The following is a 21,238-nucleotide window of genomic DNA, read 5'->3' as shown; positions in this document are numbered from 1 at the left end:
CTCCTCGTGTTCAGCGCAGGTCACTGCGGGCGATAGCTTCCTGGGGGTCGAGGCGGGCGCTGCTCCAGGCGGGATAGAGGGCACAGGCAACACCGAGCGCTGTGGCAATGGCCAGGCCAGCGGCGCCACTGGTGAGAATCACGTGCCAGGTCAGATTCCAGGGAGGAACGATCAGTGTAGTTTTCAGCCATTCCAGTGCCCTGATGGCCACCAGTACACCCGAGACAGCTCCAATTGCCCAACCGGCCACCACTACCAGCAGTACCTCCCAGAGAACCATGGCAAAGGTATCCAGGCGCTGGCCACCCAGGGCGCGCATGACGCCGATTTCGCGCTTGCGTTCACGGGCCAGGGCCAGGAAGCGCCCCAGGAGCGCCAGGCCAGCCATAAGCACCAGGGCAACCCACAGCCACAGGAATATCTGTCCCATGGCCCGAACCTGATTGCGCATCTCCGAGACCAGTTCACCGGAGGTCACTGCCCGAATGTTGAGCCCGAGTTCGCTGATGGTCTCGACGACCATGGATGGCGGGAGTCCGGGATTTGCCTGAATAAGTACTACGGATATGAGCTCATCGGGCTGCTGCTCATGCCACAGGCTTGTGAAGGCAGGGCTTTCAGCAGCCAGGCGGCGCGCGGTGGCGATGTTCATGAATACCGTCTCATCCATGCCGGTACCCGTGGGCTCCAGCTGCCCGGCCACCTCAAAGATGCCATCGAGGATGATGGCCCGGTTGCCGAAGAAGGGGCGCACGATGCCACCGATGACGATTTCGTGGTCAGCCAGTTCCGCCAGCTCCCTGCCCTTCAGCCATGGCGCGATGACGAAATCCGTCTCTGGATCATAGCCAATGAGGCGGCGCGCCTCGCGCAGATCACAGCAGCTTTCATCCAGTGACTGGGTGAAAAACTGGGGGGTCGCCTGACGTACTCCCGGCAGGCTGGCGAGTGTGCTCAGGATCTCCTTGTCCATGTACATATTGACGGGCTCTGCCGTAAAGAGTGCCTGGTGGGGATTGACCCCGACAGCTCGGGGCAGCACGATAATATCGGCGCCCATGCGCTGTGAAGAAAGATCCACGCTCTGCTGCAGCAGGCTGAAAACCATGTGGGCGACGGTGAAGGTGGCAATGGCTACCCCGACGATGATGATGGTTATCAGCGACTGGGAAAATCGGCGTGTCACATTTCGCCAGGCCAGGAGCAGCATGTCAGGTACTCCGGCGGTAGCGGTACCACAGCAGCAGGCCCGTGGCGATGGCCAGCGCGCCCTCTGCCACCAGCCACTTCTGGGTTTCGCGGCAGGGCATGGTGTGGTGCATGCAGACGCCGATAATGTACGATTGGGGAACCAGAATGATGGCAATGCCGATGGCGCTGACGATAAGGCCCAGCGCGGCCACCAGCTTTGTCGTCTTACGGTACAGAATGATCAGCAGACCGGTTACCATCAGCAGAGCGCCCAGCAGCATCTCTGCTTTGGCGGCATAGGCGCAGCGCATGGGGCGCAGGGCTCCGCTTTTCATCTCCACCAGTTCGGTGCAGACGGGTACCAGAACTTCCGGGGTGAGAAAAACCAACAGACCCAGAATCAGTGGAACGTACAGAAGGATACGCGTCAAAATGCTGCCTTGTGGTTGCATGGAATTTCCTCTCATTTTACGGGGTGTGATACGCAAGTCCAACAGGACCGCCCTGAACATCGATGGTATGGCGGACGGCGCGCAGTTCTATATCAAAAATCTGCACATTTTCGGAGTCCATGTTGGATACCGCTACCAGTGTGGATGAGCCAACGGGAACCACGGCAAAGGGGTACTTGCCGGTAGGTATGCGGACTACTTCCTGGTACGTTTCCAGGTCAAAGGAAATCAGTTCCTCCTTGTCGTGCAGGACAACATGGAGGTAGGGATCGGCGACACTCATATAGGCCGCCATTTGCCCTGTCGGGATGGTGCCGGTGTTGATTCCCAGGTTCAGGTCGTGAATATGGATTTCGTCGGCATTATCGGCACTGCCGTGTCCGCCGCTGAAGAGCAGGTTGCGGGACGGGTGCAGGGCCATGCCAGCGGATTTTGGCATGGCGGCAAAGCGCTGGACAATTTCTCCATCTGTGGGGTCAATAACTACCAGCAAGGCGTCATCGTGGTTGAGTACAGCGAGGTGTCCGTTCTGCAGAAGCTCAATATTGTAGGGAGCCTTGCCGGTTACCAGGTGGCCGACGGCCTGGTGGGTCTGGGTGTCCACAACAGTGATGCCGTCGCCGCGGGTATTGGAAACATAAGCTTTTCCGGAGCTCTCATCCACGGTTACCATGGCCGGCACTCGACCGACGGGCAGGGTTGCGAGAATTTCCAGGCTGTCCAGATCCAGAAACCACAGCTCATGGGCCAGAGCGCAGACGACCAGCAGCTGATTGTGTGTGCGGTCAATGGCCAGGCCGTAGGGTTTGCTGCCCACCCGTTGTTCTGAAACAACTTTGGCTGTGGCGAGGTCGATGACGGAGACCTTGTCCTCGTGCATGGCGGTGACATACAGGCGTTGCTCGGCTACCACCTGTCTGGTCTCAAGGGGAGGCCATGAAGTTTCCTCACCGGATGAGGGCGCCGGTTTCTGCTCACAGCCACTGATGAGCAGCGCGACTGCCAGAAGCATCAGTATGAGCAGGAGAACCGTGAAGCGGCTGTCCTGCTTTTGTGCTTTGGAGTGAAACATGGGGTTATTCGACCGTGAGTTTCATTTTGATCCAGGGGTGGATTGTGCACATGGCATCATAGACGCCGGGCGCTTCAGGGGCGGTCCACAGTCGGCGTACCGTCTGTCCGCCGTACACCATGATTTCAGGAATGGCGGCGCCTGCAGAGAGGAAATTGTGCTCGCCCTCTTCGTCGATATTGGTGATGACGAAGAGGATCTTTTCCCCGCTTTGCACCGTGATGTGGTCAGGTTCAATATCCTGGGGGGTGAAGATCAGTTCGACAACGCGGGCATCCTCGGCTCCCGGTGGTACGGGTTCATCTTTGATAAAAGCAGGTTCCTGGGTCTGTGTCGAAGAAGTGTTGCTGTCGCTGCATGCGACGAGAGTGAAAAGCAAGGCTGCGCTCAGCAGTACGGTAATGATCCTTCCCATGTGATCCTCCTAGTGAATGATAATGATAGTTATTATCACTAGCTCCTGGAGGTTGCAAGGGAAAAATTTCACTTTCAGAGGTTATCCTGATGGATGCCTGCGTAAAGACAATGGTACCAAGCCGTGGGGAGCTTAGTCGCCGTTTTCCATGGCGAGCACGACGTCTTCATCCAGCAAAAGGGTGCAGCCATCATAGGGAAGGAGGTCATTGAAGCGGATGATGCTGTTCAGGCGCTTGCCGTATTCCGCGCCCAGCTGGGAATAGCGGTGCAGGTAGCGGGTCAGCTCCAGGGGGTCCTTGGTTGTGGTTCGCGCTTCGCGGAATTCGCGGTAGGCGCGATTGGTATTCAGGTTGTGGTAGTAGGCGCGCACGGAATCCTTGAGGGTTTCGAAGATGCGCACTTCGTAGGTGGCCCCTGCGGGTCGATCTGCGGGAACAATGCCGGTGCCGGGGACATAGGTCCAGTGGCCAAAAATGTTATTGGCTTCCAGGGCGAAGCGACTGGTTCCCCAGGCCGATTCAATGGCAGCCTGGGCAAAGACGAGGCTGGGAGGGATGGTATCGGCTCGCTTGAGCAGACGTTCAATGCCATCTTCCGGGCTGAGTTGGAACTGTTCATAAAGCTCGTCGTCGACATTCCCCGCCAGGATTTCCTCCCGCAGCTCGAGGATATCGTGGTTGACCTTGAGGATGATGGGGAAGAGCATCTTGAAGAACGCGTCCTTTTTCTCCTGGATGACGTCCATGTCCTGCAGCTCTGGAGGAACGTCTCTGATGGCTACGGGAGGAACGATGCACTGATTCAGGTCGACCACTGCCAGCAGTGTTGAAAAGTCGACGATTTCCAGGGCCAGCGGGAGAGTTTCCTCTTCCAGAAGGCTCTCTTCCTGAAGGCGTTCACCTGGTTGATGCGTGATGATGAATCCTGCGAGCAGGGTAACAAAGAGTATGGTGATGGCGGCTACGCTGAGCCAGGTAGCGCGTGATTCCGGTTTCATTCGCGGGGGCTCCTGTGGGGATGTAAGCTGGGCATGACAATGTCATGGCATTTTGCATTCTGTGTGCTCGTGCTTCAATATAGACGCTCTTCCGTCGAAAGACAAGGGCGGGGAGGGGCGTCATGGCAGAAGATCGGGCGGGAGCCGGATGGCCCATCAGCGCCTGGATCCAGGCGCTGATGGGTATTACCACCAGATCAGGGGTGTGATATCCAGGCGTCGGATATCCAGCGGCGAGTTATTGATGACGCGCAGTGTGCAGGCGAAGCGTCCGCTGTTGGGGCAGGGCAGCATGCCATGGAAGCGATAGAGGTTGCCATCTATGTGTTCGACACTGTTGAGCACCTGCGTCTGCCCCTGCTGGATGCTGCGACCGGTGTGCTCCATCCTGCCGTAGTAGGCTTCGACAATGACATCCTGGGGAGTCAGATTGCCCAGGTTGACTTCGGCCACCACCGGTGCCAGTTCTCCAACTCCCAGTTCAGTGCCCTGGCCGATGGTGACGCTGCGCACAGAGACACTGTTCCAGTGGGCTCTGACACGGCTGTTCCATGTGGCCACGTGGCGGGCGTGGGCAAAATTTTCAAACTCAAACTGATTCCAGTTAATACTGGCGTTCAGGTAATATCTGGTGGTGTAGTTTTCCACCATGTTATTGGTGTTGAATACCGGCAACAGATTGACCATGGCCTCTTTGACCATCTGGAGCCACTTTCGCGGGATACCATCGGCGGAGCGGGTGTAGAAGGCTGGCAGCACTTCGTTTTCCAGCAGTGAATAGATGGAATTGCTTTCCACCTCGTCCTGAAAACTCAGGTCGTCGTAGGTTTCGCGTCCGCCGATACTCCAGCCCAGCTCCGGGTCGTACCCCTCTTCCCACCATCCATCGAGAATACTCATGTTGAGTCCGGCGTTGGGTGTCACCTTCATGCCCGAGGTGCCACAGGCTTCAAGGGGGCGACGGGGATTATTGAGCCACAGGTCAACACCCTGAACCAGCTTGCGGCCAAGGCTGATGTCATAGTCTTCCAGAAAGACGATTTTATGGCGGAATTCCGGCAGTCCGACGGTGTGGATTATCTCCTTGATGATGCGCTTGCCGCCCTCGTCGCGGGGGTGGGCCTTGCCGGCAAAGATAAACTGCACTGGCCGGCTTTCGTCAGCCAGTATGCTGCGCAGCCGATCCAGGTCATTGAAGAGCAGGTTGCCACGCTTGTAGGTGGCGAAGCGGCGGGCAAAACCGATAGTCAGGGCTTTAGGGTCGAGCACCTCATCGGCCAGGGCCATTTCGCTTTTTGAGGCACCGCGGCGCTGCAGGGATTCCTTGAGTCGCTTGCGCACAAAGGTTATCAGGCGACGGCGCAGCCCCTCCCTGGCGTGCCACAGTTCAGGATCCGGAATGCTGCGGACTTTTTTCCAGATTTCCTTGTCATAGGGGTCATCCACCCAGCGTTCGCCCAGGTAGCGCTCCAGCAGGTCTTTCATATCGCGGGAGAGCCAGGAGAGCACGTGTACACCGTTGGTGATGTGTTCTATGGGGGTTTCCTGTTCGGGCACGGTGGGCCAGATGTTTTTCCACATCTGGCGTGAGACGCTGCCGTGCAGCTGACTGACGCCGTTTTTGAAGCCGGCCATGCGGATGGCTATCACAGTCATGCAGAACAGTTCGCTCTTGTTGTCGGGGTTCTCCCGTCCAAGCCCCAGGAAGCTTTCTGCGTCTATGCCGAGCTCCTTGATGTATTTCCCAAGATACTTCATGACCTGCTCGGCAGTGAAGCGATCATTGCCGGCTGGAACCGGTGTGTGGGTGGTGAAGATATTGGTGGCATATACGGCTTCAAAAGCGGCGTCAAAGCCAAGGCTCTGTTCGTGCATCAGGTAGCGGATGCGTTCCAGGGGCATGAAGCCGCTGTGGCCTTCGTTCATATGGCAGACGGTGGGATTGATGCCTATGGATTTCAGGGCACGAATACCCCCGATGCCCAGCAGGACTTCCTGCTTCAGACGCATCTCTTCGTCGCCACCATAGAGCTGTTTGGTGATCTCACGCCCTTCCGGGGCGTTTTCATCCAGGCAGGCATCCAGGAGGTAGAGGGTGATGCGGCCGACGGCGACCTGCCAGATCTGAAAAAAGACGCGTCCAAAGGGATAGTCGATGTAGGGTTTGATGGGGGACCCGCTTTTGTCGCGTACCAGGCTGATGGGCATGTTGTGAAAGTCATTTTCCGGATAGCGCTCGTGCTGCCATCCGTCGGCGTTGAGGGATTGTCGGAAATAGCCGTGGCGATAGAGCAGCCCCACTCCCACCAGGGGGATCCCCAGTTCACTGGCTGACTTCAGGTGGTCGCCGGAGAGGATGCCCAGGCCGCCAGAGTAAATGGGCAGGGATTCATGGATGCCATACTCCAGGGAGAAGTAGGCGATGGTAAAATTCTGCCAGTCCCGCGACAGGCGTGAGTACCAGGTCTCCAGGGTCATATAGTGCTGGAATTCGCGGTAGACGCTGTTCATGTGGTTGAGGAAACCCTCATCCTCGGCCAGTTCTTCCAGCCGCTCCCAGCTCAGGGCGCCAATGAGGCGGATGGGGTTGTGCTCAATGGAGGGGTTGTTCCAGAGATCCTGATCTATGCGGTAGAAGAGCTCTATGGCATCGGTCTGCCAGCTCCACCACATGTTCTGGGATATTTCCTGCAAGGGTTTGAGGGGTTCAGGCAGTTTTGGCACAACGGTGTAATAAGAAAAGTTTTTCATCCCGTAACCTCATCCCGCTTTTTTTCGAGTTCTGCCCGCAGCTTTTCCATGGCAGCTCGGGCTGCCTTCTGCTCGGCACTTTTTTTTGAAGTTCCTTCACCATGGCCGTAAACCTGGTCGTGCAAATAGAGGCTGACCGCAAAGTGTTTCTGGTGGTCGGGGCCCCACTCCCGTTCTACCCGGTATTCCGGTGCCAGTGACAGCGAGCCCTGGCTGAGTTCCTGCAACTCGGTCTTGTAGTCGCGGTGGCGATTACTGAAGACGGTTGACTCAATCTCCTCTGACATGAGTTCCAGTATGACGTTGCGAGCGGCATTAAGACCGCCGTCCAGGTAAATCGCCGCAACAACAGCCTCCATGGCATCAGCGAGAATGCTGGCCTTGTTCCGTCCGCCGGTGTTCTCTTCTCCTTTGCCGATGAAGAGATAGCGCCCCAGCTGAATCTTTTCACGGGCAACGCGGGAGAGGGTCTTTTCGTTGACGATAAAGGAGCGGATCTTGCTGAGCTTTCCTTCGCTTTGGGCGGGGAAGCTCTCAAGCAGATAGTGGCTGATAATAAGGCCGAGAACCGAGTCGCCCAGGAATTCCAGGCGCTCGTTGTTCTCGGCCGATTTTCGATTGCTATGAAAGAAGGAGCGGTGGGTGAGGGCGGTATGCAGCAATTCCTTGCGCATAAAAACATAACCCAGCCGTTCCTCCAGGGGGGCGATACGTTCCTGGCTGCAGCAGTGGTCGTTCATCAGCCTGTGTATTTGGCAAAGAGCAGTGAGGCGTTGGTACCACCAAAACCAAAGGAGTTGCTGATGGTGCAGTTTACTTCACCCCGCACCGCCTGGTGAGGGATGTAGTCGAGGTCGCACTCGTCGCCGGGATTATCACAGTTGATAGTAGGAGGCATGATGCCGGTTTCCAGAACCTTGCAGCATACGACGGCTTCAAAGCCCCCGGCTGCTCCAAGCATGTGCCCCACCATGGATTTGGTTGAGCTGACTTTCAGCTTTGAGGCGTAGGTGCCAAAGGTGCTCTTGATGGCCTTGGTTTCGTTGAGGTCATTGTAAAAGGTGCTGGTGCCGTGGGCGTTGATGTAATCGACCTGCTCGGGCTTCATGCCGGCATCGTCGAGTACCATCTGCATGCAGCGTGCTGCGCCTTCGCCTTCTGGGGCCGGGCTGGTCATATGGTAGGCGTCACAGGTCATGCCATAGCCGAGCACTTCAGCGTAAATCCGTGCTCCACGTGCCTTGGCGCGCTCCAGTTCCTCGAGTACGAGGACACCGGCCCCTTCGGCCATGACAAAGCCGTCGCGATCGCGGTCAAAGGGGCGGGAGGCTTTCTGGGGCTCATCGTTGCGGGTTGACAGCGCTGTCATGGAAGCAAAGCCGCCAATGCCCAGGGAGGTGATTGCGGCTTCTGTGCCACCGGCAAACATCAGGTCAGCGTCACCACGCTGAATGATTTTAAAGGCGTCGCCGATGGAATGAGTTCCGGTGGCGCATGCCGTCACGTTACAGGCGTTGGGGCCTTTGGCGTTCAGGAGAATGGCCGCCTGTCCCGATGCCAGGTTGACGATGACCATGGGGATAAAAAAGGGCGTCAGGCGTTTGTAGCCCTTCTCCAGGGCGGTCGTGTGCCATTTCTCAATGGCGGGAAGACCTCCCATGCCTGAGCCGATGATGACGCCGCAGCGTACGGCGTCGGCCTCGGCAAGAGGATAGGTGATGCCGGCGTCTTTGGCTGCTTCAGCCGCTGAGGTCATGGCAAAATGAATAAAACGATCCATTTTCTTCTGGTCTTTTTTAGAGACAATGGCCTCGTCGATCTCGTAGTCTTTCACTTCACCGGCAATACGTGCTGGAAATTCGCTGGCATCGAAGTGAGTGATGGGAGCGATACCGGATTTTCCGGCGATCAGCGACTCCCAGGACTGTGCAACGGTGTTCCCTACAGGGCTGACAGCTCCAAGTCCGGTGACAACAACTCTTCTTTTCATGTGCCTCTTCCTGTTCATTCTCTTGCGAGAGTCGGTTTTTCAGAGACTGCCCGTACAGAGTACCTGGAAGTTACGCAGAGAACGGGGTCAGCTCCGTCAATTCCGCGTACTCCGCTTCAGCAGTGAAAAATGCTCACCGCAGGCGGTGAGCATTCAAGATCAGCCGTTGTTTTCGATGTAGCTGATGGCGTCCTGTACGGTGACAATTTTTTCCGCTTCGTCATCGGGAATCTCAAGGCCGAACTCTTCTTCCAGGGCCATGATCAGTTCCACGGTATCCAGGCTGTCGGCGCCCAGGTCATCAATGAAAGAGCTCTCGTTGTTTACCGTGTCGATTCCTACACCAAGTTGCTCTGCTACAATTTCTTTCACTTTTTGCTCAATGGACATAAAGACTCCTTTTGCATTGAAAACTCAATATCTGTCTGGTTTATTGTTCATCACCCAACTTCTCCCCTGCTTTAGGGGAAAGTTGATAGTGGTGTCAAGTAAAAAACCGCGAGTGGTTTGTCACCGGTGCAGGGGAGCTTCCGGGGGGAGTTGCGTCCCGATCTGCCTCGCTGGCGGAGTGTTACATGTACATGCCGCCGTTGACGGCAATCACCTGTCCCGTGACATAGTCGGCCAGACTGGAGGCCAGGAAGACGACGGCTCCAGCGACATCCTCGGGTTTTCCAAAGCTTCCCAGCGGGATGTGGCTGAGCATGGTCTGGCGGATGTCATCCTTGAGCTCGGCAGTCATATCCGATTCGATAAACCCGGGAGTGACGGCATTGACCAGGATATTCTTCCCGGAAAGTTCCTTGGCGATGGACTTGGTCATGCCGATGATGCCGGCCTTGCTGGCGACATAGTTGGCCTGGCCCGCATTGCCCATTTGCCCGACCACGCTGGAAATATTGATAATGCGGCCGCTGCTTTTTTTCATCATGGGGCGGGTAACCGCCTTGCACATCAGGAAGGTACTCTTGAGGTTGGTGTTGATGACGGCGTCAAAGTCCTCTTCCTTCATGCGCATGAGCAGACCGTCTTTGGTGATGCCAGCGTTGTTGACGAGGATGTCGATGGTGCCGAGCTCACTGATGGTTCTTTCCACCAGGGCGGCGCACTCCTGAGCATCGGAGACATTGGCGCGGATCGCGATGGCGCGACGTCCCAAGGCTTCGATTTCAGAGACGACTTCACGGGCCGGACCCTCGCTGGAAGCGTAGTTCACTGCGATGTCAGCGCCGTTTTTCGCCAGTTCCAGGGCAATGGCGCGGCCGATACCGCGGGATGCTCCAGTGACAAGCGCCACTTTATTGTGCAGCAGCATAGAAGGCCTCCTCGATTTTCTTCAGATCCTCACAGGACTCCAGGTTGAGGATACGCGCTTCTTTGTTGATCTTGCGCATGATGCCCGAGAGCACCTTGCCGGAGCCCAGCTCCACAAAGGAGTGAATGCCATCTCCCAGCAGAATTTCCATGCTCTCGTACCAGCGTACGGTTCCGGTCACCTGACGGGTAAGAGAGGTGGGGATATCCTCGGCGCGGTACATGTAGGCAGCATCCACGTTATTGATGATGGTGTACTGCAGGTCGTTGAAGGTTATGGATTCCATGTCCCTTTGCAGGCGGTCCTGGGCGGGCTGCATCAGGGAGCAGTGGAACGGAGCGCTGACGGGCAGCATGACCGCTTTCTTTGCTCCCATTTCCTTGCAGTAGGTGCACGCCAGCTCAACGGCCGAGGTATCGCCGGCGATGACGATCTGGCTTGGGAGGTTGTAATTCGCCACCATAACCACTTCCTGCTCCTCCTGGGCCGCGCGGCGACAGGCTTCGCGGATGGAGTCGATGTCCAGGTTCATAATGGCTGCCATGGCGCCCTTACCCACGGGAACCGCTTCCTGCATGTATTTGCCGCGCAGGTGAACCAGCTTTACCGCGTCGGCAAAGTCGATACCTCCAGCGCAGCACAGGGCAGAGTATTCGCCCAGGGAGTGTCCGGCAGCGGTTTTCGGGGTCATGCCCAGTTCCCGGGTCAGGACCTGGTGCGCGATGACGCTGGTCACCAGCAGCGCGGGCTGGGTGATGCTGGTCAGGCGCAGCTCTTCTTCGGGACCGTTAAAGCAGATATTCATGAGGTCGAAGCCCAGTACATCGCCGGCCTGCTCGAAAAGGTGGCGGGCATAGTGGTACTGCTGGCAAAGATCCTTGCCCATTCCGACCACCTGTGAGCCCTGGCCGGGATAGAGAAAGGCAATATTTTTTTCCTGTAGCATGAGTGCTCCTCTTAAATGGTGACGATGGCGCTGCCCCATGTGAGCCCACCGCCGAAGGCAGTCAGGGCAATGGTGTCACCGGTTTGAATTTTTCCCTGCTCAAGGGCTTCAGCCCAGGCAATGGGAATGGTTGCCGCAGAATTGTTGCCGTAACGATCCACCGTCACCATCACGCGGTCCATGGAGAGTCCGAAGCGTTTGGCAACAGCTTCGATAATACGTATATTGGCCTGGTGCGGAATGACCAGGGAGATGTCCTTTTCATTGACGCCACTTGCTTCCAGCGCTTCCTGCAGGACGTCCGACATGTTTTTGACGGCGACTTTGAAGAGTTCGTTGCCGCGCATCTGAATAAAGCCGACGTCTCCGCCGCGGGAGCGCTCGGCGAAGGGGGTGTCCGAGTTGACGCGGGGCGTCATGAGCATGTCGCCGTAATTGCCATCGGAGTGAAGGATACAGCTTTGTACGCCGGGCTCCTGCGAGGGAACCAGTACGGCTGCGCCGGCACCATCACTGAAGAGTATGCAGGTGCCGCGGTCGGTCCAGTCTGTTATGGAGGAGAGGGTTTCGGCTCCAATCACCAGTACGCGCTGGTAGCCAGCGGCACGTATCATGGAGTCGGCAACTTTCATGGCATAGATGAAACCGGTGCAGGCGGCCTGCAGGTCAAAGGCGGCAGCCCTGGTGGCCCCAAGCTTCCGCTGGACTTCGCAGGCGGTACTGGGCATGCAGAAGTGGTCGGGGGTAATGGTGGCCAGGATGATCAGATCGATATCTTCCGGTCTCAGCCCCGCATTATTCAGTGCTTTCCTGGCAGCTTCGCAAGCCAGATCGGAGGTCTTTTCGCCGGGTTCGGCCACATGGCGCTGGTGAATCCCGGTGCGCGTCCGTATCCATTCGTCATTGGTGTCTACCATGGCTTCCAGGTCCTGGTTACTCAGCACCCTGGACGGGACATGGTAGGCAATGGAGGCAACTTTACTGTAGAGCACCTTACACCTGTCCATTGTTCTCGATATGGTTGAGTTGAGCGAATGTTTTGGTGATGTCGTCGTATATGTGCTGGTTGACTCCGCGCTCAACGTAGATTCTGGCGGCGCGGAAGGCGTTTTTCAGTGCCTGGGGGCTGGAGCTGCCGTGACTGATGAAGACGGCTCCGTTAACGCCCAGAAGTGGTGCTCCACCGTACTCGGTGTAGTCGAGGCGTTTTTTCAGGCGCTTGAGGGCTTTGACGGAGAGCACCGCTCCCAGCTTGTTGAACCAGCCACGCCCCAATTCTTCCTTGAGCATGGTGGAGATCATGTAGGCGAGGCTTTCGCTGACCTTGAGGGCGATATTTCCGGTGAAACCATCGCAGGCGATGACATCCACAACGCCCTTGTAGACTTCCTTGCCCTCCACGTTGCCCCTGAAGTCAATCAGGCTGCACTCGTTGAGCAGGCGGAAAGTCTGGCGGGTGATATCATTGCCCTTGCTGTCTTCTTCGCCGATGCTGAGAATACCCACCGTAGGGGCGGGTTTGTTGAGGACGTAGCGGGCATAGGAGTTGCCCATGAGGGCAAACTGCAGAATGTGTTCCGGACGGCAATCCACATTGGCGCCCACGTCAAGCATGATACTGGTACCGGAAAGGGTCGGCAGAAAGGTGGCGATGGCGGCTTTGGCGACACCGGGCATGGTTTTGAGGTAGAGCAGGGAACCACCCATCACGGCGCCGGTATTGCCGGCACTGATGAAGGCGTCCGCCTCTCCCTTTTTAACCAGTTCCAGTCCCACGCGGATGCTGGAGTCCTTTTTGCGCCGCAGGGCGATCCCCGGCGCTTCCTCCATGGTGATGTACTCACTGGCATGCACGATGCGCAGCCGCTCGCGGGGACAGTCAGGGTAGCGCTGCAGCTCCTGCGCAATCACCTGTTCCGGTCCGACCAGACAGATTTCGATGTCCTGATACTCTTCCAGGGCCAGAACGGCGCCTTCAATGGGGTTCTGGGGGGCAAAGTCACCCCCCATGACGTCAATGACTATCCTATGCAACGACGACTCCAAGTGGAAAGGATGGATTGATCCTAGAGATCAACTTCAACCACTTGCTTTTCGTTGTAACTGCCGCAGGAAAGGCAGACCCGGTGGGGGCGCTTGGGTTCGCTGCAGTTAGAGCAAGTTACAGTCTGTACGGGGCTCAGAGCCTGGTGAGCGCGACGGCTCCCTCTTCTGGAACGGCTCGTTTTCTTCTTGGGCACTGCCATGGCAATACTTCTCCTTTGATGTACACGTATTTCGGTGTAAATGGTTGACAAGGTTACGCGTGTTTCCCTTCTTGTCAGGGAAAAACCGAGCGAATATATAGATACCCGCAATGCTTGTCAAGGGTTCGCTTTTCGTCCGCGCTCTTCTCGCAGGAAAAGAAGTGGAGTCGGCGGCCCCCCTGCATTGCTTTCTTGTGGGAAAACGGTGTATAAGGTGCCCTGTTTGTAATGGGCACAAATTCGTATACTACGTTAATATGAACGAAAATAAAACCGGTTTTTATTTATGTCATTCTTCATGAAGCATATTCCCCAGAAACTCAAAGCACTCCTGCTGGTTGCGGTCTGTCTGAACGCGGTCATTATTGTGCTGAGTCTTTATTCGGCCCACCGCACCATGGAAGCCTACCGGGCCAACCTCATGGAGTTCGGGCGGGCGGTTATCCACGCCTTTGAGAGTGGAAACCGTGTCCTGATGATGTTTTCTCCCATGCATGCCGGACAGGTGGAGGTCCTTCTGCAGGAGATCTCTCAGCAGGAGGCGGTGGCGAATGTGGTCATCTACGCCGGTGACGGTTCGCCACTGGTCTCCCTGAAGCCCGTTGATCACCAGTGGCTGGTGACGGACTTTGAGGGTGAGTTCGTGGTGGAGACGGCAGACTTTTACTTTATCTACCGGAAGCTGCGTCTGACCGATGGTGGCCGCATTATGGGTGTCTGGAACCGCTTCCATCGCGAAGAAATGTTCCGCAAAGGCCTCTACATCATGCTGAGCATCGACAAAACCCCTATCAATGCCTTGCGCAACAAACACTACTTCGATGTTTCCCTGGTGATTTTTGTGCAGGTGTTGCTGGTGGTTATCTATGGCTTCCTGGTAAAGCTGATCAATATCCACGTGCAGCGGGAGGAGAAGCTCAAGCGCATGGAGCAGGAGGCGGAACTGGGGCGCTTCTCCAGCGTGCTGGCCCATGAGATCAAGAACCCCCTCAGCTCCATGGCCGGGCTGATCGGCTTTGCCCTGAAAAAGGAAAATGATCCCCATATCCGCGATATTCTGCAGCGCTCTCTGGACGAAACCAATCGCCTGAACACCATTGCCAATGATTTTCTGGCTTACGGTAAGGATATTCCCCTGGAAAAAGCTCCGGTGCAGTTGGGTGAACTGTGGCAGAAGGCGGCGGATCTGCTGGAGCATGAGATTACCCACAAGGAGATCGACCTGCGCATTACGGGGAGTGATTTTTCCATCCTGGCCGATCGTGAAAAACTGCTGCAGGCTTTTGTGAACTTCCTGCTGAACGCGGTGGAAGCCTCTCCCCATGGGCAGCCGGTGGAAATTCTCCTGGACAGCGCTGTTCGCAGTGTTCAGGTGAAAAATGCCGTTGAATCGTCGCTGCAGTGCCATGCCGATGACCTCTTCCGCCCCTTTTTCACCACCAAAACCAAGGGTTCCGGGCTGGGGCTGTCCATCAGCCGCAAGATTTTGGAGCTGCATGGTTTCCAGTGCCGCATTTTCGCCACGAACCCCTTTACCGTACATATCGACTTCCAGGTGAGCCCGTGAAAAAGCAAAAGCGTATTCTGATTGTCGACGACGAAGCGAATCATCGTTTCATGCTGAAGGTCAATCTTTCGGACCATGGCTATGAGGATATCCTGGAGGCTGGCCATGGCCAGGAGGCCCTTGATCTGCTGCAGGAGTACAGCGCGGATCTGATCCTGCTGGATATGAAGATGGCGGTCATGGATGGTCTGACCTTTCTGGCGCAGCTGCGCAAGCGCGGCCTGCAGACACCAGTGATTGTCATCACCGCTTTTTCCACCGTCAAAGGCGCTGTAGAGGCCATGAAGCTGGGCGCCACAGACTTTCTGTCCAAGCCGGTGGATGTGGATGAGCTGAAGAAGCATATCGACGCGGCTCTGCAGCGTGATCCCAGCATGGTGGCTGCTCCAGTGAAGAAGAGCACCTATCACTTCCCCGGGGTCTACAGTGACAAGGGCCTGGGTGCGGTGATTGATCTGCTGGAAATGGTGGCTCCCACGGACGCGTCGGTGCTGATTCTGGGAGAGTCGGGCACCGGCAAGGAACTGGTGGCCCGCTCCATACACGACAATTCACCCCGTGCCGGGGCGCCTTTCATGGCGGTGAACTGTGCTGCCCTCAGTGAAAATCTGGTGGAGAGTGAGCTCTTCGGCCATGAGAAGGGTTCTTTTACCGGTGCCACTGGCCAGCAGAAGGGACGCTTTGAGGCGGCCCACGGCGGAACCCTCTTCCTCGACGAGGTTGGCGAACTGACGCCCGGGGCGCAGTCAAAACTGCTGCGGGCTATTCAGGAAAAAGTTATAGAGCGGGTCGGCTCCACCAGACCCATTCCCGTGGATGTGCGCATCCTGGCCGCCACCAACCGCAATCTGCAGGATATGGTGCACAGCGGGGATTTCCGGGAAGATCTCTACTTCCGCCTCAATGTCTTTCCGGTGGAGCTGCCTCCTCTGCGGGAGCGGCGCGAGGAGATTCCTCTGCTGGTCAAACACTTCCTGGCAAGTCACGCCAAACGTTTCAACAAGCTTATCAGTGGCTGCTCGGAAGGCTTCCTGAAGAAGATGCAGGCCTATGATTTTCCCGGCAATGTGCGTGAGCTGGAGAATCTGGTGGAACGGGCCATTATCCTGTGTCGTGGAGCGGTTCTGGAGGCAGAGCACCTTCCACCCATGACGGCCAGGCCAGGTGCTGCCACCGGCAACGGCAGCAGTATGAAAGACCAGCAGAAGCGCATGATCCAGGAAGCACTGGAAAAAGCTGACGGCAATAAGTCGGAAGCGGCGCGTGCCCTGGGTATTGCCCGCCGCACCCTGCACTACAAGATCAAAGAGTACGGGCTGGAGTGAGCACCCCGGCATCAGCTCCCCTTTCCCGCACATCCGCCCATGGGGTTGATCATCCATCAAGCCACAGGAAGAACCTCGTGCATGGGTTCTGTATTTCCCTTGCCACCACCATTGCCGAGCCTTCCACCATCCTGCCCCTGATTGTTCACCACTTCAGCTCAAGCCATATCCTGGTGGGACTCTTCGCTTCCCTTCTGCGGGGAGGCGCCGTTGTGGTGCAGATGTTCGCCGCGTTCTATTCCCAGAGTCTGCCGCGGGTGATGCCCTATCAGCGCATCGTTTATCTGGTTCGCTTTCTGAGCTGGTTCGGTATCGGTCTGGCCCTGTATATCTTCGGGGACGACTGGCCAGTGGCCAGTTTATGGGCGCTTGGCATCGGGCTTTTTCTTTTTTCCTTCTCCGCAGGGTTTGGCTCCATCTACTACCGCGAAATTCTCGGCAAGATCTTCAGCCACCGCTTTCTGGGGAAGACCATGGCCCAGCGCCAGTTTCTGGCCGCCTTTGGCGCGGTGCTCAGCGGTGCGGTGGCGGGCTGGGTGCTGCAGCACTTTGAGCCTCCGGCCAGCTATGCCTGGCTCTTCATGGTCAGCTCCGGTTTTCTGGTGGTGGCCTACCTCGTCTTCCTCACGGTTGATGAGCCGGTAAAGCGGAACGTGGCAGCCAGGGAAGACTCCTTTGGGCTCTTCCTGCGCCACTGCGCCGAGATATTGCGCGATGATCGTGCCCTGCGTCAGCAGATTGTGGTCATCACCCTTTCCTACTCCTACCTCCTGGCCATGCCCTTTATCATCCTGCAGGCCAACCAGACCATAGCGCTGAGCGGCTGGCTGATCGGCGGTTACGTTTCGGTGCAGATGATGGGAGCCATGGCGGGAAATGTGGTGTGGGGGCAACTGGCCTCCCGGGGACGTAACCGGGCGGTGGTGACCCTGTCCTTCAGCGTGATGATCGCCGCATTTTTGCTGGTGTGGAAGAGTCAGAGCGCCCTCAGTTACGGTTTCGTCTTTTTTCTGCTGGGAGCCGGAATGGATGGCATGCGGCTGGTGGCGAACAATCTGATTATTATCATTGCTCCGGAAGCCAAACGTCCGGTATATATCGCGCTGCAGTTCAATATCACGTCCCTTGGGCTGTTTTTTGCCATCCCCGGTGGACTGATCCTGAGCAATTTTGGCTATGACGTGCTATATTTATGCACGCTTGGAGCGCTTCTGACAGGGCTGCTGTGCGCGCGGCGCCTGCAGGATCACCGCTGACGCGGATGTCGGCGCTCATGCGAAACACAGTTACCTGGAGAAATATATGCGACTGCAGGAAAAAGTTCAGCGGATCAAGGTCGTGATTTTTGACGTGGATGGCGTGCTGTCCGACGGCAAAATCACCTATGATGTCCATGGGGTTGAGTACAAGAGCTTCAACGTCCGCGATGGCCATCGTATCAAGCTCCTGCAGCGGGCGGGCTACCGCACTGGTATCATCACCGGTCGCCAGAGTCCCATTGTCGGGCATCGCGCCCGGGAGCTGGAGATGACCATGGTGTACCAGGGCGCCATCGATAAGCTGGTGGTGTACGAGGAGCTGAAGAGCACCCACGAGCTGTGCGATGAGCAGATTGCCTACATGGGCGATGATATTATTGATATTCCCGTGCTGCGGCGGGTGGGCCTGTCGGCCTGTGTTCCCGAGGCGCCGGACGAAGTGCGCCGCGAGGTGGACATGATTACCAGGAATCGTGGTGGGGATGGCGCTGCTGCCGAATTTATCGAATTCATCCTGCGGGAGGCGGGCCACTGGCCGGGGCTGATGGAGCGCTATCAGCGATGAGGAAAGTCGCCTATGCCGTGAGCCTGCTCCTGTTTGCCTACCTGGCCTATACCTTTTATCAGTATGGTCGGGCGGTGCCGCAGATGGCCGAGGTGACTGGCAGGGCCGGTCTGGTCAGTACCAATGTGACCATCGACCGTCTGGATCCCGAGTCAGGAAAGCTTCTCTACTCCCTGAAGGCACAGCGCGCTGTCCACGGGCTGCAGGAAATTGCGCTGGAGGAGCTTGAGATGGCTTTTTTTGACTCCCAGCTCCAGGAGGTGCGAGCCCTCCAGGGCATCTACCGGCAGGGCGAAGAACTGGTACTGCTGCCCCGTGATTTTACGGCGACCACCGTTGATGGTTTTGTATTGCGGGGAAAAGATGCTATATATACGGTGCAGGAGCAAAGGCTTGTCTCCGAGAACCCTTTTGTCCTGACGGGCCAGGAGGGTTTCGAGCTTTCGGGAGATCGCATTGAGGTCTGGCGGGAGCCGGCCAGGATGCGTGCTGATGGCAATATCCGCGGAAAATGGAGTTTCGACCCATGAAATACACGATTTTGGCAGTTGTGGTAGCGCTTTGCTGGAATTTTGCCATGGCACAGTCCAACGGGGTCGTTTACACCATCGAGAGTAACCATCTGGAGATCAATGCCCATATCGGTGAGAGTCGCTTCTGGGGGAGTGTCGTCTTTGAGTCCCCCAGTTATGTTCTGCACGCCGATTCCCTGGTTGTGAGCGCCGTGAAGAACGCCGCTGGTCGACAGGAACTCCAGCGCCTGCACGCCTGGGATAACGTGGAGCTGTACTATGGGGACAAGCGGGGGTTTTCCGATACCCTCTACTACTACCACGATCGACAAACCATTGTGCTGGAAGGCAACGCGCGCCTGATTGACAGTCGCAGCTCCCTTGCCGCTCCCCGTATAACCATACACGAGCCGACTGGCGAGGCCTTTGTGGAAGGCGATGAAAGCGAGCGGGTGAAAGTGATATTTGAAGATGACCGTGCAGACTGATACCCGAGTTCTGGAAGCCCGCGGCCTGGTAAAACGCTACGGTAAACGTACCGTGGTGGACCAGGTGGATTTCCACGTCAACCAGGCTGAGGTGGTTGCCTTGCTGGGCCCCAATGGTGCCGGCAAGACGACCACCTTCTATATGACCGTTGGCCTGGTTCCGGCCGACGCCGGGTCGATATTCTTTGAAGGTCAGGATATCTCACCCCTGCCGGTGTACCGGCGCGGCCATCTGGGGCTGGCCTACCTGCCCCAGGAGCCCAGTGTCTTTCGCAAGCTCTCGGTGGAGGATAATATCTGGGCCCTGCTGGAGCTGCGTCGCGATATCAGCCTCTCCCGCAAACGCGAGATTCTGGAAGACCTGCTGCAGGAATTTCACATTACCCACATCCGCAAATCCATGGGTTACGTCCTCAGTGGCGGAGAGCGCCGCCGGGTGGAAATTGCCCGCGCTCTGGCCCAGAATCCGAAAATGGTCCTGCTGGATGAACCCTTTGCCGGCATTGATCCCATCGCGGTGGAGGAAATCCGTACCATTATCCGGCAGCTGCAGCAGCGTGGAATTGCCACTCTGATCACTGACCACAATGTGCGCGAAACCCTGGGCACCTGTGATCGCGCCTATATTCTCTCCGACGGCAGGATTCTTGCTCAGGGCGATCCCACCACGATCACCAGTTCTCCCGCTGTGCGCCAGGCCTACCTGGGCGAAAACTACCGGGGCTGATGGTATGCGCACAGGGATGAGCCTGGGGCAGACCCAGACACTTCAGCAATCACTGGTGATGACACCGGCCCTGCAGCAGGCCATCAAACTGCTGCAGCTCTCACGCCTGGAGCTGGAGGAGCAGATTGAAACCGAGCTGCTGGAAAACCCGGTGCTGGAAGCCGAGCCCGCTGGCAGCACTGATGAATGGGACGAGGTGCCGGCCCAGGTCTCCGAAGGGGAAAAGGAGATCAATGATTTTGAGAACTACCTGAACAGTTACGGAGAGAATTTCTCTGAAGGGGCCTCCTATGAGATCCCCGATGATGAGTATGAAACACCCATAAAAAACCGCGAGTCATTCACGGCCATGCTGCTGGGGCAGCTGGGGCTGATGAAGATCGGTGAAGAGCAGCGTGGCGCCGCGTATATTCTGGTCAACAACCTGGATGAGGATGGCTATCTGCGGGTGCCCCTTGAAGAACTGGCCAGTGAACACTATCCCGTTGCACTCCTGGAGGAGGTGCTCGTCGAGGTGGTGCAGAATCTTGAACCCCTGGGAGTTGGCAGTCGTTCCATCAAGGAGTTTCTGCTGGTGCAGCTGGAGAACATGAGCCACCGGGAGCTGACCGCCCCCTACGATGTTGTACGGGGTATTATCGAGAAGTTCCTTGAGGAAATGGATAAAAAGGGCCTGAAGAAGATTACCCGCGTCCTGAAGTGCACGGAAGAAGAGGCCCTGGAGGCCATTGCCCTGATTCGTGACATGGAGCCGGTGCCAGCCCAGGGCTACGTGGATGACGAGAACAGTACGGTGATTCCCGATGTCTATTATGTCAAGGACAAGGATGGGCAGTTTCTGGTGCTTACCAATGACGACGGGCTGCCCCGCCTCAACGTGAACCACAGCTACATTCAGCTGGCAAAGTCAGCTCCCGACAAGGAGAGCTATGCTTATATAGAACGCAAGTATCAGGCGGCAAAGTGGTTTATCAAGAGCATTGAGCAGCGTCAGAAGACCATACTGCGGGTTGCCCAGAGTATTCTCAAATTCCAGAGTGAATTCTTTCACCGCGGGCCCATGTATCTCAAGGGCCTGAATCTGCGTGAAGTGGCCGATGATATCGGCGTGCACGAGTCCACCGTCAGTCGGGTCACTACCAGTAAATATGCCCATACCCCCTATGGAATTTATGAGTTGAAGTTCTTCTTCGGCAGCGGTATAAAGGGTGGTTCTCTCTCTGTCGATGTGTTGAAACACCGGCTGAGGGAGATTATCGAAGGGGAAAATCCGCAAAAGCCCTTGAGTGATGAAAAGCTTGTGAGTATGCTGGCGGCTGAGGGCTTTGATGTGGCCCGGCGTACCGTTGCCAAGTATCGGGCCGACCTGGGGATTCCCACGGCGTCCGCCCGCAAGAACAAGCTCTAGTCTGCGGTCT

Annotated in this window: 22 protein-coding genes; 8 read left to right on the top strand and 14 right to left on the bottom strand. The window is 56.9% G+C overall.

Features of this window, described 5'->3' with window-relative positions:
- Window positions 1-10: 10 nt before the first annotated feature.
- From ACZ46I_RS01190 to rpmF, 14 genes are all read right to left on the bottom strand, one after another.
- Complete coding sequence (locus tag ACZ46I_RS01190) at window positions 11-1,210, bottom strand: ABC transporter permease (RefSeq protein ID WP_464281178.1); 1,200 nt, start codon at window positions 1,208-1,210, stop codon at window positions 11-13.
- A 1-nt stretch (window position 1,211) separates the two neighbouring features.
- A complete protein-coding gene (locus ACZ46I_RS01185) occupies window positions 1,212-1,643 on the bottom strand; it encodes a DUF4418 family protein (protein WP_464281177.1) in 432 nt (143 codons plus the stop codon).
- A 16-nt stretch (window positions 1,644-1,659) separates the two neighbouring features.
- Entirely contained in the window at window positions 1,660-2,715 is a 1,056-nt protein-coding gene (locus tag ACZ46I_RS01180) for a YncE family protein (protein WP_464281176.1), read from the bottom strand.
- Between the two features lie 4 nt (window positions 2,716-2,719).
- The gene (locus ACZ46I_RS01175; RefSeq protein ID WP_464281175.1) at window positions 2,720-3,130 is read right to left on the bottom strand and encodes a cupredoxin domain-containing protein; all 411 of its coding nucleotides are present in this window, start codon (window positions 3,128-3,130) and stop codon (window positions 2,720-2,722) included.
- A 132-nt stretch (window positions 3,131-3,262) separates the two neighbouring features.
- Window positions 3,263-4,129, bottom strand: coding sequence for a glucosaminidase domain-containing protein (locus ACZ46I_RS01170; protein ID WP_464281174.1), 867 nt, complete (start codon window positions 4,127-4,129; stop codon window positions 3,263-3,265).
- A 186-nt stretch (window positions 4,130-4,315) separates the two neighbouring features.
- Window positions 4,316-6,880 carry an alpha-glucan family phosphorylase gene (gene glgP / locus ACZ46I_RS01165; protein WP_464281173.1) on the bottom strand — a complete coding sequence of 855 codons (2,565 nt, stop codon included), beginning with the start codon at window positions 6,878-6,880 and terminating at the stop codon, window positions 4,316-4,318.
- The gene (gene rnc / locus ACZ46I_RS01160; protein WP_226508589.1) at window positions 6,877-7,620 is read right to left on the bottom strand and encodes a ribonuclease III; all 744 of its coding nucleotides are present in this window, start codon (window positions 7,618-7,620) and stop codon (window positions 6,877-6,879) included. Before rnc ends, glgP begins: the two co-directional genes overlap by 4 nt.
- Window positions 7,620-8,870, bottom strand: coding sequence for a beta-ketoacyl-ACP synthase II (gene fabF / locus ACZ46I_RS01155; protein WP_013505214.1), 1,251 nt, complete (start codon window positions 8,868-8,870; stop codon window positions 7,620-7,622). Before fabF ends, rnc begins: the two co-directional genes overlap by 1 nt.
- Before the next feature lie 159 nt (window positions 8,871-9,029).
- A complete protein-coding gene (acpP, locus tag ACZ46I_RS01150) occupies window positions 9,030-9,260 on the bottom strand; it encodes an acyl carrier protein (RefSeq protein WP_013505215.1) in 231 nt (76 codons plus the stop codon).
- Between the two features lie 181 nt (window positions 9,261-9,441).
- Complete coding sequence (gene fabG / locus ACZ46I_RS01145) at window positions 9,442-10,185, bottom strand: 3-oxoacyl-[acyl-carrier-protein] reductase (RefSeq protein ID WP_464281172.1); 744 nt, start codon at window positions 10,183-10,185, stop codon at window positions 9,442-9,444.
- Window positions 10,169-11,131, bottom strand: a complete 963-nt coding sequence (gene fabD / locus ACZ46I_RS01140) for an ACP S-malonyltransferase (protein WP_464281171.1) — start codon at window positions 11,129-11,131, stop codon at window positions 10,169-10,171. Before fabD ends, fabG begins: the two co-directional genes overlap by 17 nt.
- Before the next feature lie 11 nt (window positions 11,132-11,142).
- Window positions 11,143-12,123 carry a beta-ketoacyl-ACP synthase III gene (locus ACZ46I_RS01135; protein ID WP_041725887.1) on the bottom strand — a complete coding sequence of 327 codons (981 nt, stop codon included), beginning with the start codon at window positions 12,121-12,123 and terminating at the stop codon, window positions 11,143-11,145.
- A gap of 1 nt (window position 12,124) precedes the next feature.
- Window positions 12,125-13,165 (bottom strand): phosphate acyltransferase PlsX, encoded by a 1,041-nt coding sequence (gene plsX / locus ACZ46I_RS01130; RefSeq protein ID WP_013505219.1) that lies wholly within the window; start codon window positions 13,163-13,165, stop codon window positions 12,125-12,127.
- A gap of 32 nt (window positions 13,166-13,197) precedes the next feature.
- Window positions 13,198-13,377 carry a 50S ribosomal protein L32 gene (gene rpmF / locus ACZ46I_RS01125; RefSeq protein WP_013505220.1) on the bottom strand — a complete coding sequence of 60 codons (180 nt, stop codon included), beginning with the start codon at window positions 13,375-13,377 and terminating at the stop codon, window positions 13,198-13,200.
- Between the two features lie 286 nt (window positions 13,378-13,663).
- Between rpmF and ACZ46I_RS01120 the strand changes: the two genes are divergently transcribed.
- The 8 genes from ACZ46I_RS01120 (at window position 13,664) to rpoN (ending at window position 21,228) form a co-directional block, all read left to right on the top strand.
- Window positions 13,664-14,944: a histidine kinase dimerization/phospho-acceptor domain-containing protein gene (locus ACZ46I_RS01120; RefSeq protein ID WP_464281170.1), complete on the top strand. Its 1,281-nt coding sequence runs from the start codon at window positions 13,664-13,666 to the stop codon at window positions 14,942-14,944.
- Window positions 14,941-16,269 carry a sigma-54-dependent transcriptional regulator gene (locus tag ACZ46I_RS01115; protein ID WP_013505222.1) on the top strand — a complete coding sequence of 443 codons (1,329 nt, stop codon included), beginning with the start codon at window positions 14,941-14,943 and terminating at the stop codon, window positions 16,267-16,269. Before ACZ46I_RS01120 ends, ACZ46I_RS01115 begins: the two co-directional genes overlap by 4 nt.
- Window positions 16,270-16,346: 77 nt before the next feature.
- Entirely contained in the window at window positions 16,347-17,525 is a 1,179-nt protein-coding gene (locus ACZ46I_RS01110) for an MFS transporter (protein WP_464281169.1), read from the top strand.
- A 46-nt stretch (window positions 17,526-17,571) separates the two neighbouring features.
- Entirely contained in the window at window positions 17,572-18,093 is a 522-nt protein-coding gene (locus ACZ46I_RS01105; protein WP_464281168.1) for a KdsC family phosphatase, read from the top strand.
- Entirely contained in the window at window positions 18,090-18,623 is a 534-nt protein-coding gene (lptC, locus tag ACZ46I_RS01100; protein ID WP_013505225.1) for an LPS export ABC transporter periplasmic protein LptC, read from the top strand. The genes ACZ46I_RS01105 and lptC overlap by 4 nt, the downstream gene beginning before the upstream one ends.
- The gene (locus ACZ46I_RS01095) at window positions 18,620-19,093 is read left to right on the top strand and encodes an LptA/OstA family protein (protein WP_464281167.1); all 474 of its coding nucleotides are present in this window, start codon (window positions 18,620-18,622) and stop codon (window positions 19,091-19,093) included. The genes lptC and ACZ46I_RS01095 overlap by 4 nt, the downstream gene beginning before the upstream one ends.
- Window positions 19,077-19,820: an LPS export ABC transporter ATP-binding protein gene (gene lptB, locus ACZ46I_RS01090; protein WP_013505227.1), complete on the top strand. Its 744-nt coding sequence runs from the start codon at window positions 19,077-19,079 to the stop codon at window positions 19,818-19,820. The genes ACZ46I_RS01095 and lptB overlap by 17 nt, the downstream gene beginning before the upstream one ends.
- A gap of 4 nt (window positions 19,821-19,824) precedes the next feature.
- Entirely contained in the window at window positions 19,825-21,228 is a 1,404-nt protein-coding gene (rpoN, locus tag ACZ46I_RS01085; RefSeq protein ID WP_464281166.1) for an RNA polymerase factor sigma-54, read from the top strand.
- Window positions 21,229-21,238 lie beyond the last annotated feature (10 nt).

This window comes from Desulfurispirillum alkaliphilum, from assembly GCF_055378285.1.
This window is presented reverse-complemented; position numbering and strand designations above follow the sequence as displayed.

What these genes read in the sequence shown, in the direction of transcription:
- rpmF (WP_013505220.1), bottom strand. Translation starts at nt 13,377, where the DNA reads ATGGCAGTGCCCAAGAAGAAAACGAGCCGTTCCAGAAGAGGGAGCCGT.
- lptC (WP_013505225.1), top strand. Translation starts at nt 18,090, where the DNA reads ATGAGGAAAGTCGCCTATGCCGTGAGCCTGCTCCTGTTTGCCTACCTG.
- ACZ46I_RS01095 (WP_464281167.1), top strand. Translation starts at nt 18,620, where the DNA reads ATGAAATACACGATTTTGGCAGTTGTGGTAGCGCTTTGCTGGAATTTT.
- ACZ46I_RS01180 (WP_464281176.1), bottom strand. Translation starts at nt 2,715, where the DNA reads ATGTTTCACTCCAAAGCACAAAAGCAGGACAGCCGCTTCACGGTTCTC.
- lptB (WP_013505227.1), top strand. Translation starts at nt 19,077, where the DNA reads ATGACCGTGCAGACTGATACCCGAGTTCTGGAAGCCCGCGGCCTGGTA.
- ACZ46I_RS01120 (WP_464281170.1), top strand. Translation starts at nt 13,664, where the DNA reads ATGTCATTCTTCATGAAGCATATTCCCCAGAAACTCAAAGCACTCCTG.
- ACZ46I_RS01190 (WP_464281178.1), bottom strand. Translation starts at nt 1,210, where the DNA reads ATGCTGCTCCTGGCCTGGCGAAATGTGACACGCCGATTTTCCCAGTCG.
- fabD (WP_464281171.1), bottom strand. Translation starts at nt 11,131, where the DNA reads ATGCTACAGGAAAAAAATATTGCCTTTCTCTATCCCGGCCAGGGCTCA.
- fabF (WP_013505214.1), bottom strand. Translation starts at nt 8,870, where the DNA reads ATGAAAAGAAGAGTTGTTGTCACCGGACTTGGAGCTGTCAGCCCTGTA.
- acpP (WP_013505215.1), bottom strand. Translation starts at nt 9,260, where the DNA reads ATGTCCATTGAGCAAAAAGTGAAAGAAATTGTAGCAGAGCAACTTGGT.
- rnc (WP_226508589.1), bottom strand. Translation starts at nt 7,620, where the DNA reads ATGAACGACCACTGCTGCAGCCAGGAACGTATCGCCCCCCTGGAGGAA.
- glgP (WP_464281173.1), bottom strand. Translation starts at nt 6,880, where the DNA reads ATGAAAAACTTTTCTTATTACACCGTTGTGCCAAAACTGCCTGAACCC.
- ACZ46I_RS01175 (WP_464281175.1), bottom strand. Translation starts at nt 3,130, where the DNA reads ATGGGAAGGATCATTACCGTACTGCTGAGCGCAGCCTTGCTTTTCACT.
- fabG (WP_464281172.1), bottom strand. Translation starts at nt 10,185, where the DNA reads ATGCTGCTGCACAATAAAGTGGCGCTTGTCACTGGAGCATCCCGCGGT.
- ACZ46I_RS01170 (WP_464281174.1), bottom strand. Translation starts at nt 4,129, where the DNA reads ATGAAACCGGAATCACGCGCTACCTGGCTCAGCGTAGCCGCCATCACC.
- ACZ46I_RS01185 (WP_464281177.1), bottom strand. Translation starts at nt 1,643, where the DNA reads ATGCAACCACAAGGCAGCATTTTGACGCGTATCCTTCTGTACGTTCCA.
- ACZ46I_RS01105 (WP_464281168.1), top strand. Translation starts at nt 17,572, where the DNA reads ATGCGACTGCAGGAAAAAGTTCAGCGGATCAAGGTCGTGATTTTTGAC.
- rpoN (WP_464281166.1), top strand. Translation starts at nt 19,825, where the DNA reads ATGCGCACAGGGATGAGCCTGGGGCAGACCCAGACACTTCAGCAATCA.